Consider the following 16,083-nt stretch of genomic DNA (forward strand, 5'->3'; position numbering starts at 1 on the left):
TCAAATATCACTTTTTAAGGTGACAACTGTCATATTTTAAAGCTCGTTCCCGGTGCATCTTTGTTTTATCATCACTTATAGTCAAAAGATAAAATTATGGAAGCATTAATAGAGGAAGCGGTTGCAAATAAAGTACAACCCGAAGCAAAATTGCTGGCAAATAGCCCGGTAAAAACTATGAAGGCCCTGGTGTATCATGGGCCCGGCAAAAAGGCATGGGAAGACAAACCGATGCCCACAATAACGAAAGCTACCGATGCTATTGTAAAAATCTATAAAACAACTATTTGCGGCACCGACCTGCACATTATGAAAGGCGACGTACCGACCGTTACAAACGGCAGGATAATCGGGCACGAAGGTGTTGGCGTGATTGAAGAAGTTGGTACAGCTGTGAGTACCTTTAAAAAAGGCGACCATGTGCTGATATCGTGCATAACATCGTGCGGCAAGTGTAGTTTTTGTAAAAAAGGCATGTATTCGCATTGCGAAGATGGCGGCTGGATACTGGGAAACCTTATTGATGGCACACAGGCTGAATATGTACGGATACCACATGCTGACAACAGCCTCTATCCTATCCCGGCAGGTGCTGACGAAGAAGCTTTGGTTATGTTGAGTGATATTTTACCAACTGGCTTTGAGTGCGGCGTATTAAACGGACAGGTAAAACCCGGCGATACCGTAGCTATAGTAGGCTCTGGCCCTATAGGTATAGCGGCTTTGCTTACTGCACAGTTTTACTCACCAGCCGAGATTATTATGATTGACCCCGACCAAAACCGGCTCGACGTTGCCAAAACATTCGGTGCAACGCAAACCATTAACGGTTCGCAGGAAAATGTACTTGAAAAACTGATGAGCCGTACAGGCGGCAAAGGTGTTGATGTGGCTATAGAGGCTGTTGGCATACCCGAAACCTTTGAGCTTTGTACCGAAATTATTGCACCAGGCGGGCATGTTGCCAACATAGGTGTTCACGGTAAAAGCGCAACGCTGCACCTTGAAACTTTGTGGGCAAAAAATATAACCATAACCACCAGGCTGGTTGATACTGTTACCACTCCAATGTTGTTAAAAACGGTACAATCAAATAAATTGCAGCCAAGCAGGCTTATCACGCATCATTTCAAGTTAAGCGATGTGGTGGCTGCTTATGATACATTCGGCAATGCAGCCAAGGAGAAAGCGTTGAAGGTTATTTTAACGAACGAATAAATTTTAGTCCAAAGTCTATAGTCGAAAGTCTTGAGTCGATAGCTGTTTAGCTGTTGGCTCAGGACTTTTTAATTTTAAAACTTGCCGTGCGCTGTTAAAATTATATATTGGGATGTTAGCTTCTAAGACTTAAAATGTACATCCGTTTTATAACTCAATTTATTAATGAAGACGGCGAAAACGAAACAGGCTTTTTCCACGCGCTCCGTTATTTGTGCGAATATCCGTTAACAAATGACGAAGATGTTCGGGACCTAAAAGCACTAAATAAATGGTTTAATAACAATTTGGATAGGCCCACTAAATTCTCGAATGCTACCAACAAAAACCCTGCACCAATATCTCTATCATGGTTTAAGGATACCGCAAAAGAACATTTGCGTAAAACAAACGAGATTATGAAAATATTGGAAAAATACGATATGGTTATCGAACGGTTTACCTCAAAAAATCCCGGGTATATTATTTATGAAGATGACTACCAAGTGTCGGCTATTCCATTTAAAAGCGATAAAAACAAAGTGTTGTAAATCGGAGACGTATAACTACTCCCCTACCATCATCCCTTCAAATCTCTCCCAAAAACCATCCTTAGGCACCGGTGCAATAATTACAATAGGTTCTTTTTTTATAGGATGAATAAACTCCAGCCGCCGGGCATGTAAGCTGATACTTTTGCGCAGGCTGCCACGGGGATAGCCATATTTGTTATCGCCAACAATGGGGCAACCCAGGGTTGATAGCTGTACGCGTATCTGGTGCGGACGGCCGGTTATAGGATCAACCTCTATTAAGTAATAGCCACCAAGTTCAGCAACCAATTTGTAGTTAAGTTCGGCACGTTGGCTGCCCTGCACCTCTTTATCATGTGCTTTAGTAACGTTTTTCTGCGGATTTTTTACCAACCAATGTACCAGGTTACCCGCGGATGGCTGTGGGCGGTTTCGCACCACGGCATAATAAGTTTTGTGCATTTCGCGGCCTTTAAACATGGCGTTTATGCGCTCAAGCGCCTTGCTGGTTTTAGCAAACAGAATAACCCCGCTCACTGGCCTGTCCAACCTGTGCACTACGCCTAAAAATGCGCCATTGGGTTTGTTATACTTTTTGGCGATGTACTTTTTTACCTTATCATCCAGTGATTCATCGCCCGTATCATCAACCTGCACTATATCGCCTGCCCGTTTATTAACTGCAATAAGGTGGTTATCCTCGTAAAGGATATCATCGTCGGTGATGTCGTGGTTAATATATTTTATGTTGACTTTGGGGTGGTTCATAGTTCATAGTTCATAGTTCATAGCAGAATGGGTAGCTGATAGCTAAGTTGCAAGTTGCAGCGGCCATGAACTATGAACCATCAACCATGAACTTCCTCCTAATATTCCTCCTTCTCGTTGGGGAAGGTTTTGGCTTTTACATCAGTAACATAATTCTGGATAGCATCGTTCATTACCTGGTGCAAATCGGCATACTTACGCAAAAAACGGGGCGAAAACCCTTTATTGATGCCCAGCATGTCGTGTATTACCAATACCTGCCCGTCACAATGCTGACCGGCGCCTATCCCAATGGTTGGTATGCTCAGGCTTTCGCTAACCTGTTTGGCCAGTAACGCCGGTATTTTTTCCAATACTATCGAGAAGCAGCCCAACTCCTGTAGTTTTAATGCATCCTCGCGCAGTTTTTGCGCCTCTGCCTCCTGTTTAGCCCTAACCGTGTAAGTGCCAAATTTATAGATAGATTGCGGCGTAAGCCCCAAATGCCCCATAACCGGGATGCCGGCAGTAAGTATACGGGTAACCGATTCTGCAATTTCAACACCGCCCTCCATTTTTACACCGTGCGCACCCGACTCCTTCATTATGCGGATAGCCGAATTAAGCGCCTCTTTTGAATTACCCTGGTACGAACCAAAAGGTAAATCGACAATAACCAGGGCCCTTTTTGCCGCCCGCACCACTGATGATGCGTGGTAAATCATTTGGTCGAGGGTTATAGGTAACGTAGTTTCGTGCCCGGCCATAACGTTTGATGCCGAATCGCCCACCAGTATAATGTCGGTACCGGCTTCATCAACGATGGCCGCCATCGAAAAGTCGTACGCAGTAAGCATGGCGATCTTTTCGCCACGGTTTTTCATTTCCTGCAAAATATGCGTGGTAATTCTTTTAACCTCTTTATGAACAGACATGGGTTATGGTTTTGTGCGGTACAAAGGTAATGTTATTTCGGATTTCGGAATTATTCTTATTTCGGATTTCGGATGTTCGATTTCGGAATTATTCTTTTTTTGGCCTGGATAGAATTATATATTCACCAAACCATTCCGCAATCGGCATTCCGATTTCCGCATTCAAAAAAATCCGACATCGGACATCCGACTTCCGAAATCTTTTTCTACCTTTGCACCCGTGAATCCAGAAGTAACGCACTTCAATATTTCAGTCTGTTTTCACGGAGCGCCGCACCAGGCTAACCGGGTTTTTAATCATTCAATTTTTTTAGATAATGACTTATTTCACCAAATTACCGGCGGTATTATTACTGGCTGATGGAACTGTATTTTATGGCAAAGCTGCCGGAAAAATGGGAACTACCACCGGCGAAATTTGCTTCAACACCGGCATGACCGGCTACCAGGAAATTTTTACAGATCCGTCATACTTCGGGCAAATTATGGTTACCACCAATGCGCATATCGGCAACTATGGTATAGCTGACGAAGAGGTTGAATCAAACCAGATCCAGATTGCCGGCCTTGTTTGTAAAAATTACAACATTGCCTATAGCCGCAAGCAGGCTAACGAGTCGATACAGGATTATTTCCAGGAGCAGAATATCGTTGGTATATCAGATATTGATACCCGCCAATTGGTGAGGCATATCCGCGATAAAGGCGCGATGAACGCTATTATCTCTTCAGAAATTTTAGACATCGATGAGTTAAAAGCAAAGCTTGACGAAGTACCATCAATGGATGGTTTGGAGCTATCATCAAAAGTTTCAACTACTGAAACCTATACCTTCGGCGATGAAAGTGCTACTTACCGTGTAGCCGTGCTCGACCTTGGTGTTAAGAAAAACATCCTGCGCAACTTTGACGACCGTGACGTTTATGCAAAGGTTTTCCCGGCGAAAACGTCGTTTGAGGAAATGGAAAAGGACTTTGCCCCAACCGGTTATTTTATCTCCAATGGCCCTGGTGATCCATCGGCTATGCCTTACGCAGTAGATACAGTTAAAAAGGTTTTGGCATCGGAGAAACCGATGTTTGGGATTTGTCTTGGTCACCAGTTGCTGGCTTTGGCAAATGATATCCCAACCATAAAAATGTTTAACGGCCACCGCGGCTTAAACCACCCGGTTAAAAACGTTATCATCAACCATTGCGAAGTAACATCGCAAAACCACGGTTTCGGTGTAGTACCTGAAGCTGTAAGGGCATCTGATAAGGTAGAAATTACCCACGTCAACCTTAACGACCAATCTATTGAAGGTATCCGCGTAAAAGGCAAAAAAGCTTTCTCGGTACAATATCACCCCGAATCATCTCCCGGCCCGCATGACAGCAGGTATTTGTTTGATGATTTTATCAATTTAATGAAGAACTAAAAGCATAAATAAAGCGGTTGATGATGAGTTAACCGCTTTTTTGTTTCACCCTGTTTCCGGGTGTTCGGCACATAAAAAGAACGAAACAGTGGCCTTTCCCCTCGTAGGAGACGCAATACTTGCGTCTCCTACGTTTAGGTCGTCAATATTTACGGATTATAAACTGCAATTTTCCGACCTGTATGGCCTAGAGACGCAAGTGTTGCGTCTCTACATTTAATTCATTATTACTTCTTCAAATAATAATCCGGCACCTTCAAAGTAGGTTTCTCCACATCCCAGATAATGCTTGATACCCTCCACCCTTTCGGCGTTTTAATTAATTGGAAGCTGTTTACGCCTCGCTCTGCCGGTTTATCGCGGGTATTTAAATAGGTAACATAGGTGCTTATGCGGTGTGCTACTTTGCCAAATTGTTCGGTACGGCCAAATGCTTCTTCCTCATAAAACATATGCGTTTGTGTTTGTTGCAGAAAGCTTTTAAACAGATCTTCAAACTGTTTCATATTGAATATCTGCGCAGTATCGGTGCGGAAATTTATGAATTGCACCTCGGGAATAAAATAGTTTGGTATCTCGCTGTACCGGGGCTGCTCACCTTCTTTAAAGCTGATGGCCATATAGGCATCCTGTACGGCTTTTGTTATGGCGCTGTCTTCAGGCACGGTGTATGTTTTGGTTATGGATGTGTCGGGAACGCCAATGGTTTTTTTAACCGAAACATGGCAGGATGATAAAATAACAGCACAAGCAAGCAGGATAAATAAGGCTTTCATGATGATTTTTTTAATTGCGATTAAACTTTATGGGTTGATACTCATCTAAAGATATAAATTCCACCGATAATCCGGGGGATACCCACCGATAATTTCCATCATATTCGGCGACAGGGGTATTATATTCACCGACATTTTACCGCATTTCGCCTAATACCACTATGCAAAAAAGCGTTTTCACAGCAATTTTGTGCCGCAAATCAAATCATTGTTATGAAAACTTTACTCGCAATTCAATTGGTACACCTGGTAGTTAAAGCTGCCGAACACTTACATTCAATATTACATTCTATCGGGCATTTAATAAGCTAATTACTATAATTAAGCCCTATCCCACTCTTTTAGTCTCCCCTCAGGGGGAGATTAAAATGAGAAACCAGTAATTTTTATGCCATTTAACTTAAACCTCATTGATAATTCACTAATCCGTTGCACTTTTACACCATGGCAGACAAACCCATTATAACTGTAAAAAACCTGGTAAAAAACTATGGCGATTTTGCCGCTGTAAAAGGCATAAGCTTTGAAGTTTACGAGGGAGAAATATTCGGCCTGCTTGGCCCAAACGGTGCCGGCAAAACCACCACCCTTGAAGTAATTGAAACCCTTCGCGATAAAACCAGCGGCGAAATAACCGTCGACGGCTTTGACATCGAAACCGGTGCCGACAGTATTAAGCAGATAATAGGTGTACAGCTGCAGGCTGCCGGTTATTACCCGAACTTAAACCTGAGCGAACTGATCAATCTTTTCTGCGGCTTATATGGCATCAATAAGACGCCACTGGAAATGCTGGAAAAGGTTGCCCTTACCGATAAAGCCAAAGCAAAATACAAGGACCTGTCGGGCGGGCAAAAACAACGCTTCTCGATAGCTACTACTTTAATAAACAATCCGCGCATTATATTTTTAGACGAGCCCACCACAGGCCTCGACCCACAGGCACGCCGCAACCTCTGGGATTTGATACGCGAAATCAGGGATGCCGGCACCACCGTGGTAATTACCACCCATTATATGGACGAAGCCGAAGAACTTTGTGACCGTGTAGCATTTGTGGACGGCGGCCACATCATCGGCATCGATACGCCAAATAATTTTATAGATAAACTGGTGGAAGGCGGTTTCGAACGCAAGAAACAAGTGAAGCTGGCCAACCTGGAAGATGTATTTATAAACATGACCGGCAAGGAATGGCGGGAAGGATAGCCCCGGCCCCCCAGCCCCCTAAAGGGGGAGCAGAAGTTGGCAGTTGCAAGTGAGCAGTTGGCAGCTAAAAAGGTATTAAGCTATGCACCAATGAACTAATGAACCACTGAACTAATGAACCCTCAAAAAAGATACAGCAATTTTAATGCAACCATGGCTATTGCCAAGGCCAGCTTCCGTTCCATCACCCGCAGTCCGTCGGCAGTAGTGTTTAGTTTGGCTTTCCCGTTAATATTTATCGTGGTGTTTGCCAATATCGGTGGCAGTGGCGTATCTGTTGATGTGGCTGTGGCAAAAAACTGCGATACCACCAGCCAGGTGTATAGTGCATTGAAAAAAAATCCCCTGGTGCATTTTATAACCAACAAAACAACCGCCGAAATGGCCACCAGCCTTTCAAGGGGCGATATTGCGGCTATCATTGATATACAAAAAAACAATACCCAGCCGCTTTACACCATTAATGTGCAGTATTCAAACGCATCGGCACAAAAAGGAGGTGTTTTTAAGTCGGAGCTTACTAACTTATATTTCCGGATCAATAGCAGCGCAAACAATGGCCCCCCAACCGTTGCCGAAGTACATTCGACCACCATCAAAGGCAGGGAATATAAGTATATCGATTTCCTGCTGCCGGGTATGCTGGGCTTCTCGCTGTTAAGCAGCGGGGTATTTGGTACTGCCTTTGTATTTTTAAGTCTGCGGCTTACGCTGGTTATTAAACGTTTTTTTGCTACCCCTGTAAAAAAATACAGTATTGTTTTGGGCGAGGCTTTGGCAAGGCTGGTATTCTCATTACTCGGGGCTGTCTTTATTATATTGGTCGGGCATTACTGGTTTGGCTTTACGCTGATACACGGTGTGGTAACAGTGCTGAATATGCTGGTACTGGCATCAATAGGGTTGATTATTTTTATGGGCTTTGGCTTTGTAATATCGGGTATTGCCAAAAACGAAAGCAGTGTGCCCCCAATCTCCAACATCATTACCATGCCCCAGTTTTTGCTGTCGGGTACATTTTTCTCGGTTACGGCGTTCCCGGTATGGTTACAAACCATCAGCAAAATTTTACCTTTAACCTACCTTAACGATGCCATGCGCGAGGTGGCCTTTGAAGGAGCCGGCTTAGGCGATGTTACTCACCAGTTATTGATATTGGGCGCGTGGTTTATCGGGATTTATGCCGTGGCGGTGAAGACGTTTAAGTGGGAGTAGTTTTTATTTTTGAGGATTTCACGATTTGAGAATGATTTCACCGATTAGAGAAAACGGATGCATCTTATTTTATACATCCTTTCATCCTTAAATCAGGCCAATCATGGTTCAGACAAAATCGGTGTAATCATTTTTCAAAAAAATCGGTGTAATCCCAATAAATCATATTAAATTCATGTTACCAATCAGTGAAATGATTCTCAAATCGGTGAAATCATTAATAATCTTTCGTCGAATTTATTTGAAAGTGTATATTTGGAGGCTAATACATAATTGTGTACTTATTACACTATGTGGTTTTATTAACTAATTACCCTTCAAATGAGCTTAATAATTGATGTCCATGCCCGCCAGATACTCGACTCACGCGGCAATCCTACAATAGAAGTAGATGTTTTAACCGAAAATGGCGCCCTTGGTCGTGCTGCAGTACCATCAGGTGCTTCAACAGGCGTACACGAGGCCGTTGAGTTACGCGATAACGACAAAGCGGTATACATGGGCAAAGGCGTATTGAAAGCCGTTGCTAACGTAAATGATATAATTGCCAAAGAACTTCAGGGTGTTGATGTGTTCGACCAGAACGGTATCGACGCATTAATGATTGAGCTTGATGGTACCGAAAATAAAGGAAAATTAGGCGCTAACGCCATTTTAGGTGTTTCGTTAGCCGTAGCAAAAGCTGCAGCACAGGAAAGCCGCCAGCCTTTATACCGCTACATAGGTGGTGTAAACGCTAACACATTGCCAATCCCGATGATGAACATCGTTAACGGTGGTTCACACTCTGATGCGCCGATAGCCTTCCAGGAATTTATGATTATGCCAATTGGCGCTTCATCTTTTTCGCAGGCATTGCAATGGGGTACCGAAGTTTTCCATAACCTTAAAAAGATATTGCACGACCGCGGCCTTACCACTACTGTTGGTGACGAAGGCGGTTTTGCCCCAACCTTTGAAGGTACCGAAGATGGTGTTGAAACCATTTTAAAAGCTATTGAAAAAGCCGGTTACAAACCAGGAGTTGATATTTGCCTGGCATTTGATTGCGCCGCTTCTGAGTTTTACAAAGACGGCAAATACGACTATACCAAATTTGAAGGCGAGAAAGGTGCTATCCGCACCAGCGCTGAACAAGCCGATTATCTTGCTTCGTTAACAGAAAAATACCCTATTATCTCTGTAGAAGACGGTATGGCCGAAGACGATTGGGAAGGCTGGAAAATGTTGACCGAGAAAATTGGCGGCAAAGTTCAGCTGGTAGGCGATGATTTGTTTGTTACCAATGTGAAACGTTTACAGCGCGGTATCAATGAAGATATTGCAAACTCTATACTGGTAAAAGTTAACCAGATTGGTACCTTAACCGAAACCATCAACGCAGTAACTTTAGCACAAACCAATGGTTACACCTCGGTAATGAGCCACCGTTCGGGCGAGACTGAAGACTCGACCATTGCTGATTTAGCGGTTGCCTTAAACTGCGGCCAGATAAAAACCGGTTCGTTATCCCGTTCAGACAGGATTTCAAAATACAACCAGTTACTTCGTATTGAAGAAGAATTAGGCGATAGCGCTAAGTTTATTGGTAAAAACTTTAAATACGCTAAGAAATAGTTGATTGAGTTGATTAGATGAGTGGTTGATTAGGTTAACCATTACTAACTAGTCCTCATCGGCACATAAATTTTAAAGCCCTGTAAATAATATGGGGCTTTTTTCGTTTATGCTTTAAAATATTAATTTTACATCAGTTAAAATCGTTTAAATCTGTTAATCCCGGTCCCGGTTAAATGAAAGTTCAAGGCGCATTACGAATCCTGCTTATACTGTTTATGCTTAGCATCAATATTGGCTGCGACCAGGTTTCAAAAACAATTGTTCGGCGCAAGCTGGAGTATTACGAACAGGTTAGGTTTTTGGATAACCACTTCACCCTGGTAAAGGTTGAAAACACCGGCGCGTTTTTAAGTGTAGGCAATTCGCTTTCGGGTCCGTTGCGGTTTATCCTGCTAAACCTGCTGCCGCTAATGGCTGTTGCCGCCGGACTGGTGTTTATGCTCACCCGCGAACTTACCCGAACGACGCTCTTCAGTGTCATACTGATTGTAGGCGGTGGTTTCGGCAATATCTACGACAGGATACGCTACGGCTCGGTAACCGATTTTATGCATATCAAATTTGGCTCACTGCAAACCGGGATATTTAACGTGGCCGATGTATCCATAATGCTGGGGATGCTCATTTTGATTGTGCACGCCCTTTTTAAAAAACCGGATGTAGTTACGGAAGAAGCTGCCGCTGAAGAACCGCAGGTTTAACCGGCGTATTCGTCACCCAAAAATCCTATAATCTACTAATCCGCTAAATCTTAGTTTAAAAGTGTATCTTTGCGCCTAATTACCCGTTAGCTTACGGTTTTGATTTATCAGACGACTCTTCAGACCCGCTTATGCAATCGCGTTAGCAACATATTTTAAAAACATTACATGTTATTTCAAGATTTAAATATCATTGAGCCTATTTTACGGGCTTTAAAAACAGAGGGATATACTACCCCTACCCCTATACAGGAACAAGCGATACCCATTTTATTACAACAAAAAGATTTACTGGGCTGCGCACAAACCGGCACCGGCAAAACCGCCGCCTTCGCAATCCCTATTTTGCAATTGCTTTACCAGGACAGGCTGCAACACAAAGAGCAAAAAACAATAAAAGCACTGATACTAACCCCAACCCGCGAGTTGGCCATACAAATTGACGAAAGCTTTGCAGCTTACGGCAAGCATACCGGCTTAAAACACCTGGTTATTTTCGGCGGTGTTAACCAAAACCCGCAAACCGATGCTTTACGCCGCGGTGTTGACATTTTGGTTGCTACCCCTGGTCGTTTATTGGATTTAATGAACCAGCGCTTCGTTCACCTCGACCATATCAAAATGCTAGTGCTTGATGAAGCCGACCGTATGCTGGATATGGGGTTTGTACACGACGTTAAAAAAATTATAGCCAAAGTGCCCGCAAAAAGACAAACGCTTTTCTTTTCGGCCACCATGCCAAAGGAAATTCAACAATTGGCCGATACTATACTTAACAAACCAGAAAAAGTAGAAGTTACCCCGGTATCATCAACTGCGGATACCATACAGCAGGCGCTTTATTACGTTGAGAAAAACGACAAGCGTGCTTTGCTTGCCCATATATTAAAAGATAAAGAAATTAAGACGGCACTGGTATTTACCCGCACCAAACACGGCGCCGATAAGGTGGTGAAAGATTTGGTTCGCGTTGGTATTACTGCTGAGGCTATCCACGGCAATAAATCGCAGAATGCGCGTCAAAGGGCCTTAACCAACTTTAAAAACCGTACTACCCGTGTGCTGATCGCTACCGATATCGCTGCCCGTGGCATCGATATCGACGAGCTTACCCACGTAATTAACTACGAGCTGCCTAACATACCTGAAACCTACGTACACCGTATCGGCCGTACAGGTCGTGCAGGATTAAATGGCATCGCCCTTTCGTTTTGCGACCAGGAAGAAATTGAATTTTTAAAAGACATACACAAGCTGATTTCGAAAGAGATACCGGTTGAAGAAGCACACCCCTACCCTATGAGCCCCCAAAGCATTGTTGCCAAACATGCCGAAGGCCAGAAAAAAGGTGGTGGCGGTGGTGGCGGCCAACGCGGCCGTAGCTTCGGCAGGGCCGACCGTGGTCGTGGTGGAAGTAGCGGTAACAAACCTGCAGGCGGCAGCGGCATGAGCGGCGCAAGCCGTGGCGGCAACCGTGGAGGAAGAAGAGATTAATTTTAGTTGATTAGGTTGATTAAGTGGGCGGTTGATTAGGTTAACCAGGCAAACTCAATCAACCTAATCTAACTTAGTCAACCCAATAAACTCCACCACCGTGTTGAAAAGTTTAAAACCATATTTGCATACCCAGCGCTTTATGAATAGCTTTAACTCAAATTTTACCGGTATGGCATTTCGCAGATTGATAAACCTGTTCAGGAACAAATATTTTTTGGTTTCGCTGGCGTTTGTGGTGTGGATGATATTTTTTGACAAAAACGATTTGTTCTCGCAATATCAGTATCACCAGGAAGTTAACAAACTGAAACAGGAGCGCGATTTCTACCAAAAAGAAACCGAAAAGGTAGCCAAAGACCTTAAAGAACTTACCTCAAACCCCCAGCAACTCGAGAAATTCGCCCGCGAAAAGTATTTGATGAAGAAGGATAACGAGGATGTTTTTGTGATAGTTGCTCCGAAGAAAGAGGAATAAAGAGAGGTCGGAAGACTGAAGTCAGATGTCAGAAGAAAACGAATAATGATTTAGAGATGCTCAATGCATCTTTTTTTATGAGATATGATTAAAACTTTTTTTGATTTAGATGTATACCGGCTGGGTAACGATTATTCAATGAAAATTTATTTATTGACACGATCATTTCCGAAATCCGAAACCTACTCGCTGACAAGTCAAATTGTAGATTCTTCCCGATCCATTTGCGCAAACATCGCTGAAGGCTGGGGAAGGCGGGTTTATGAAAGTGAATTCAAGAAGTTCCTGGTTTATTCCATGGGCTCACTTCAGGAAACTAAGTCATGGTTGAATTTTGCAGTTCAATGTAAGTACATAAACGACGAAACATTTAAGACTTTAATGGAAGAGGCCGAAGTAATCGGTGGGAAATTGTTTAAGCTGCATCAAAATTGGAAATCTTAATCTAGACGGATGCTGCTTTAACTTCCGACTTCAGACCTCCGTCTTCAGACATCATTATTTTGTTCCTCAGCTTTAGCGCCGGCTTCTCCACCAAATACCGCATTAATAACGCCGCCAATACTACCGCAACAAAACAACAAACCATCATCACCCCACTATCCATATTCATCCCTAGATTACCTAACTGCACTTGTGTTACATGAATAACAATCTTATGCACCAAATAAATGGAGTACGACAATGCTGCCAATTGCGAAGTAACCACCGACTTAAATTTATAAAGCACGTTATTGGGGCAAACCGCCGCCGCCACTATTAAACCATAAGCAACCGATATTACCGGGAAGCCATAGGTCCCGGCGATAAAACTTTCTTTTTCCAGGCAAACAAAATAGCCGCCAACAAGTCCTGCGATGCCTGCAAGAATTAGCAGGTTGCTGTATTGGTTTACCCATGCTTTTACTTTGGGGTAAAAGGTAAACAGCCCGGCAATGCTTACACCAACCAGCAGTCCATCCAGTCGATTGTAAGTAGGATAATAAACATACAAGTTCCAGAGCGGACGCAGGTTATCAGATAGCTGCGGGGCCACAAAATGGTTCCAGCAGTAAATGCGTATCACAAATCCACCAATAAATAAAGCGGTGAGCAACAACCATGCTTTTTTACCGGCATTATACTTTGTAAACAGCCAAAAGCATAATGGTAATATCAAATAAAACTGTTCCTCAACACATAATGACCAGGCGTGACTGAATGTACCGAACTTTCTTAAATCAAGGCCGAAATTTAGCGTAAAGGTGAAGTACCGCCATGCGGAAGAAAGGTGCCCCCACTCACTTAAAGCGGGAAACGAGAAATATAACATCAGCACCAAAAAATACGGCGGTATTATCCTGAAAAAACGTTTGATGAAAAACTCGCGTGCGGCAATCGGCCTTCCCCTTGCGACGCCGGCAAACAATTGACCCGCAATTAAATACCCGCTCAAAACAAAAAATAAATCAACACCCGTCCATCCGAATACGCCTATTGAGAGCTCCCACTTGGGGTGACCGAAAAATTTGTAATGAAATAGCAGCACATAAACTATGGCAAATGCCCGCAGATGGTCGAGGCCCAATAGTTTGTGTCTATCGTCTATTGCGGCGGTATCGGGAGAAATGGGTTGAAGCATTATACTTCTCCCTCACGCTTTCGTAAAAACCACTCAAGCCCAAGCAGCGCCAGTATGATCACAAACACCCATTTCACATCTATAATATCGTTGTAGCGCTTATCTTCATAAACAACAGTCTTGATATTTTCATTTTTGCGGATAAGGCCGGCAAGCTGGTTAATCTCCGAAGGCATCAGCATTTTGCCGCCGCTTTGTTTGGCGATGGTATTCAATAGCTGGTGATTGGCAGCGCTCTGACGTGATTCAAGATTTAACGGTTTAACAGTTAACTGGCCTGTGGCTGTAAACGATTTATCACCATTTTTTGTAGTGCCAGTATAGTTGTATTCGCCAATGGGCAACGTGCCTGCATCCAGCTGGTAGCTTTTATCATCGCGGCTAAACAGAAAGCTGTAGTCTTTCCCTGCATCGTTTTTAAGTTCGATACGGACATCTGGGGTATTGATCAACTCGAGGGCATCATTGTACAGTTCCGCATTTATCAGCACATTTTCGCCTTCGTCAAACACATGTTTGGCGGTATAAACTATAAAGCGTTGACGGTTAGCGTTGGCGGTAAGGTATTGTACACCCTGGCCAAACAGTTCTTCCATAGCGTGGTGATTACCGTATGTTTGAAATTCGGCCAGTTGCCAGCGCCAAAGGCCCTCGCCGTTTAACACACCTATACGTTGCCCGCCTTCATCCGCAAATGATAGTAATGGGAAAGCGGTTTCCACACTGCCGATACGTTGCTTTAGCAATACATCGCCAGGCGGCGGCAAGGTGTAGCTGCCATAAGGCGCCAGCAAAGGTGGCAGGGCGGCTATTTTTTTGCGGGATGAATCGGATAAGGTAAATGCCGTAAAATCGTTAACCGGCTGGGCAAATACCTCCTGCATTTCCAACCGGCCAGAATTGATACGGGTTACCTTTTGCTGGCTGTTAAAGTTGCCCAAATCTGTTTGTCCGCCAACTATGTACCACAGCGGCAGCTTGCTTTTTATAATATTTTGTACAATGCCGTTACTTGCCGGTGATAGCTGGTAAAGGATAACGAGGTTATAATCAGCCGGCTTAACATTTGCCAGATCGCTCACCAGGCTGGCTTTAAGCTCGTAGTTCTTGTTGTTCTCTATCGACTGTTTTATAACACTGATATCAGGGTGTGGCGCCTCGTAAAGCAATAGTATTTTCTGTTTGGCGTCCAGCACATCGATATAAACGGTTTCCGAGTTGTTTTGGGTCGATATTTCGTTTTTAACCGGGGCAATACTGATGTTGAATTTTCGCAAGCCTTTTTTATCGGCATTCAGTTTAACCGTAACCTGCTTTTGAAAGCTGTTGGAAGTGACCGGTAAATTTTGTGAACTAACCTGCCGGCCATCTTCAGTAATGTTCAGCCGGATGTTTTCGCCCTTGCTTTGGTAGGCTTCAGTCAAAATTTCAATCTCGAAATCGTTGCCTAAAAATGCAGTTTTGTTGTAGTTTACATTACCGATAAGTAAATCGCGCTTGGCGACGGTATCGCCAAGGGCTACGGTGTAAATGCTGTTTTTGAAGTTTTTAGCCTCGTATTGCGGGTCGGCACCCTGGTTGTAAAGGCCATCGGTAGCCAGTACAATTGCGCCAATATTCTGGTTTACAAACTTGTCGTTTAACTGGTGAAGCGCTTGCGAAATATTGGTTTGCTTGCCATTAAAATCTTTATCAAAGCCATTGCTTAAATCTTTATCAAAATGAAACTCCTGAACATTGTATCCGTCGCCCAATTGCTGTTTTAAGCCTGACAGTCCATCTATTACAACTACCGGCGCCGTTTGTCCCGGCGATTTAAACATATTTACGGATTGCGAATTATCCTGCAAAACCAAAACCAGCGGCTTCTGCGGGTTATAGCTTACCGATTTTACCAGCGGCGATACCAGCAAGAGCGCAATAAACGTTACCACAATAGCCCTTACTGCAAAAAGGATATAGCGAAACTTATCCGCCAGTTGCACCGGCTGACGGTACAGTAACCATGCATAAAGCAAACCAAGCAGCAGGCAGGCAGGTACCCACCATCCCGAAATCGTTCCCCAGGTAATTGAAAATAAAAGGTGCATATATTCGCGTATCACTAATACGCTTTACGTTGACTTGCAAAATGCA

General features: G+C 43.7%; 15 protein-coding genes. 10 read left to right on the plus strand and 5 right to left on the minus strand.

The annotated features are described in order from the left end of the window. Window positions 1-96: 96 nt before the first annotated feature. Window positions 97-1,218 carry a zinc-dependent alcohol dehydrogenase family protein gene (locus NAF19_RS22485; RefSeq protein WP_252792594.1) on the plus strand — a complete coding sequence of 374 codons (1,122 nt, stop codon included), beginning with the start codon at window positions 97-99 and terminating at the stop codon, window positions 1,216-1,218. A gap of 134 nt (window positions 1,219-1,352) precedes the next feature. Then, window positions 1,353-1,748 carry a hypothetical protein gene (locus NAF19_RS22490; RefSeq protein ID WP_252792595.1) on the plus strand — a complete coding sequence of 132 codons (396 nt, stop codon included), beginning with the start codon at window positions 1,353-1,355 and terminating at the stop codon, window positions 1,746-1,748. A 15-nt stretch (window positions 1,749-1,763) separates the two neighbouring features. Here the strand turns inward: NAF19_RS22490 and NAF19_RS22495 are convergent, their stop codons facing one another. Beyond that, on the minus strand, window positions 1,764-2,498 hold the full coding sequence (locus tag NAF19_RS22495; protein WP_252792596.1) for an RluA family pseudouridine synthase: 735 nt from the start codon (window positions 2,496-2,498) through the stop codon (window positions 1,764-1,766). Window positions 2,499-2,596: 98 nt separating this feature from the next. Further along, window positions 2,597-3,412, minus strand: coding sequence for a 3-methyl-2-oxobutanoate hydroxymethyltransferase (gene panB, locus NAF19_RS22500; RefSeq protein WP_252792597.1), 816 nt, complete (start codon window positions 3,410-3,412; stop codon window positions 2,597-2,599). Window positions 3,413-3,729: 317 nt separating this feature from the next. Here panB and carA point away from each other — a divergent pair, with 317 nt between their 5' ends. Continuing rightward, on the plus strand, window positions 3,730-4,833 hold the full coding sequence (carA, locus tag NAF19_RS22505; RefSeq protein WP_252792598.1) for a glutamine-hydrolyzing carbamoyl-phosphate synthase small subunit: 1,104 nt from the start codon (window positions 3,730-3,732) through the stop codon (window positions 4,831-4,833). 227 nt (window positions 4,834-5,060) lie between these two features. Here the strand turns inward: carA and NAF19_RS22510 are convergent, their stop codons facing one another. After that, on the minus strand, window positions 5,061-5,609 hold the full coding sequence (locus NAF19_RS22510; protein WP_252792599.1) for a hypothetical protein: 549 nt from the start codon (window positions 5,607-5,609) through the stop codon (window positions 5,061-5,063). Between the two features lie 444 nt (window positions 5,610-6,053). Here NAF19_RS22510 and NAF19_RS22515 point away from each other — a divergent pair, with 444 nt between their 5' ends. The 7 genes from NAF19_RS22515 (at window position 6,054) to NAF19_RS22545 (ending at window position 12,770) form a co-directional block, all read left to right on the plus strand. After that, window positions 6,054-6,818: an ABC transporter ATP-binding protein gene (locus tag NAF19_RS22515; protein ID WP_252792600.1), complete on the plus strand. Its 765-nt coding sequence runs from the start codon at window positions 6,054-6,056 to the stop codon at window positions 6,816-6,818. 114 nt (window positions 6,819-6,932) lie between these two features. Further along, a complete protein-coding gene (locus tag NAF19_RS22520; protein WP_252792601.1) occupies window positions 6,933-8,033 on the plus strand; it encodes an ABC transporter permease in 1,101 nt (366 codons plus the stop codon). 321 nt (window positions 8,034-8,354) lie between these two features. Continuing rightward, complete coding sequence (gene eno / locus NAF19_RS22525; protein WP_252792602.1) at window positions 8,355-9,650, plus strand: phosphopyruvate hydratase; 1,296 nt, start codon at window positions 8,355-8,357, stop codon at window positions 9,648-9,650. Window positions 9,651-9,826: 176 nt separating this feature from the next. After that, complete coding sequence (lspA, locus tag NAF19_RS22530) at window positions 9,827-10,354, plus strand: signal peptidase II (RefSeq protein WP_252792603.1); 528 nt, start codon at window positions 9,827-9,829, stop codon at window positions 10,352-10,354. 168 nt (window positions 10,355-10,522) lie between these two features. Then, window positions 10,523-11,848, plus strand: a complete 1,326-nt coding sequence (locus tag NAF19_RS22535) for a DEAD/DEAH box helicase (protein ID WP_252792604.1) — start codon at window positions 10,523-10,525, stop codon at window positions 11,846-11,848. Between the two features lie 172 nt (window positions 11,849-12,020). Further along, entirely contained in the window at window positions 12,021-12,326 is a 306-nt protein-coding gene (locus NAF19_RS22540; protein ID WP_252792605.1) for an FtsB family cell division protein, read from the plus strand. 84 nt (window positions 12,327-12,410) lie between these two features. Then, window positions 12,411-12,770, plus strand: coding sequence for a four helix bundle protein (locus NAF19_RS22545; RefSeq protein WP_252792606.1), 360 nt, complete (start codon window positions 12,411-12,413; stop codon window positions 12,768-12,770). Window position 12,771: 1 nt separating this feature from the next. Here NAF19_RS22545 and NAF19_RS22550 read toward each other — a convergent pair whose 3' ends face one another. Next, window positions 12,772-13,947, minus strand: coding sequence for an acyltransferase family protein (locus tag NAF19_RS22550; RefSeq protein ID WP_252792607.1), 1,176 nt, complete (start codon window positions 13,945-13,947; stop codon window positions 12,772-12,774). Continuing rightward, window positions 13,947-16,037: a hypothetical protein gene (locus tag NAF19_RS22555; RefSeq protein ID WP_252792608.1), complete on the minus strand. Its 2,091-nt coding sequence runs from the start codon at window positions 16,035-16,037 to the stop codon at window positions 13,947-13,949. The genes NAF19_RS22550 and NAF19_RS22555 overlap by 1 nt, the downstream gene beginning before the upstream one ends. Window positions 16,038-16,083: the final 46 nt, after the last annotated feature.

Source organism: Mucilaginibacter flavidus (assembly GCF_024055575.1).
Taxonomy (GTDB): domain Bacteria; phylum Bacteroidota; class Bacteroidia; order Sphingobacteriales; family Sphingobacteriaceae; genus Mucilaginibacter; species Mucilaginibacter flavidus.

Excerpts from the sequence above, each read along its gene's own strand:
- NAF19_RS22485 (WP_252792594.1), top strand. The coding sequence starts at position 97 with ATGGAAGCATTAATAGAGGAAGCGGTTGCAAATAAAGTACAACCCGAA.
- NAF19_RS22490 (WP_252792595.1), top strand. The coding sequence starts at position 1,353 with ATGTACATCCGTTTTATAACTCAATTTATTAATGAAGACGGCGAAAAC.
- NAF19_RS22495 (WP_252792596.1), bottom strand. The coding sequence starts at position 2,498 with ATGAACCACCCCAAAGTCAACATAAAATATATTAACCACGACATCACC.
- panB (WP_252792597.1), bottom strand. The coding sequence starts at position 3,412 with ATGTCTGTTCATAAAGAGGTTAAAAGAATTACCACGCATATTTTGCAG.
- carA (WP_252792598.1), top strand. The coding sequence starts at position 3,730 with ATGACTTATTTCACCAAATTACCGGCGGTATTATTACTGGCTGATGGA.
- NAF19_RS22510 (WP_252792599.1), bottom strand. The coding sequence starts at position 5,609 with ATGAAAGCCTTATTTATCCTGCTTGCTTGTGCTGTTATTTTATCATCC.
- NAF19_RS22515 (WP_252792600.1), top strand. The coding sequence starts at position 6,054 with ATGGCAGACAAACCCATTATAACTGTAAAAAACCTGGTAAAAAACTAT.
- NAF19_RS22520 (WP_252792601.1), top strand. The coding sequence starts at position 6,933 with ATGAACCCTCAAAAAAGATACAGCAATTTTAATGCAACCATGGCTATT.
- eno (WP_252792602.1), top strand. The coding sequence starts at position 8,355 with ATGAGCTTAATAATTGATGTCCATGCCCGCCAGATACTCGACTCACGC.
- lspA (WP_252792603.1), top strand. The coding sequence starts at position 9,827 with ATGAAAGTTCAAGGCGCATTACGAATCCTGCTTATACTGTTTATGCTT.
- NAF19_RS22535 (WP_252792604.1), top strand. The coding sequence starts at position 10,523 with ATGTTATTTCAAGATTTAAATATCATTGAGCCTATTTTACGGGCTTTA.
- NAF19_RS22540 (WP_252792605.1), top strand. The coding sequence starts at position 12,021 with ATGGCATTTCGCAGATTGATAAACCTGTTCAGGAACAAATATTTTTTG.
- NAF19_RS22545 (WP_252792606.1), top strand. The coding sequence starts at position 12,411 with ATGATTAAAACTTTTTTTGATTTAGATGTATACCGGCTGGGTAACGAT.
- NAF19_RS22550 (WP_252792607.1), bottom strand. The coding sequence starts at position 13,947 with ATGCTTCAACCCATTTCTCCCGATACCGCCGCAATAGACGATAGACAC.
- NAF19_RS22555 (WP_252792608.1), bottom strand. The coding sequence starts at position 16,037 with ATGCACCTTTTATTTTCAATTACCTGGGGAACGATTTCGGGATGGTGG.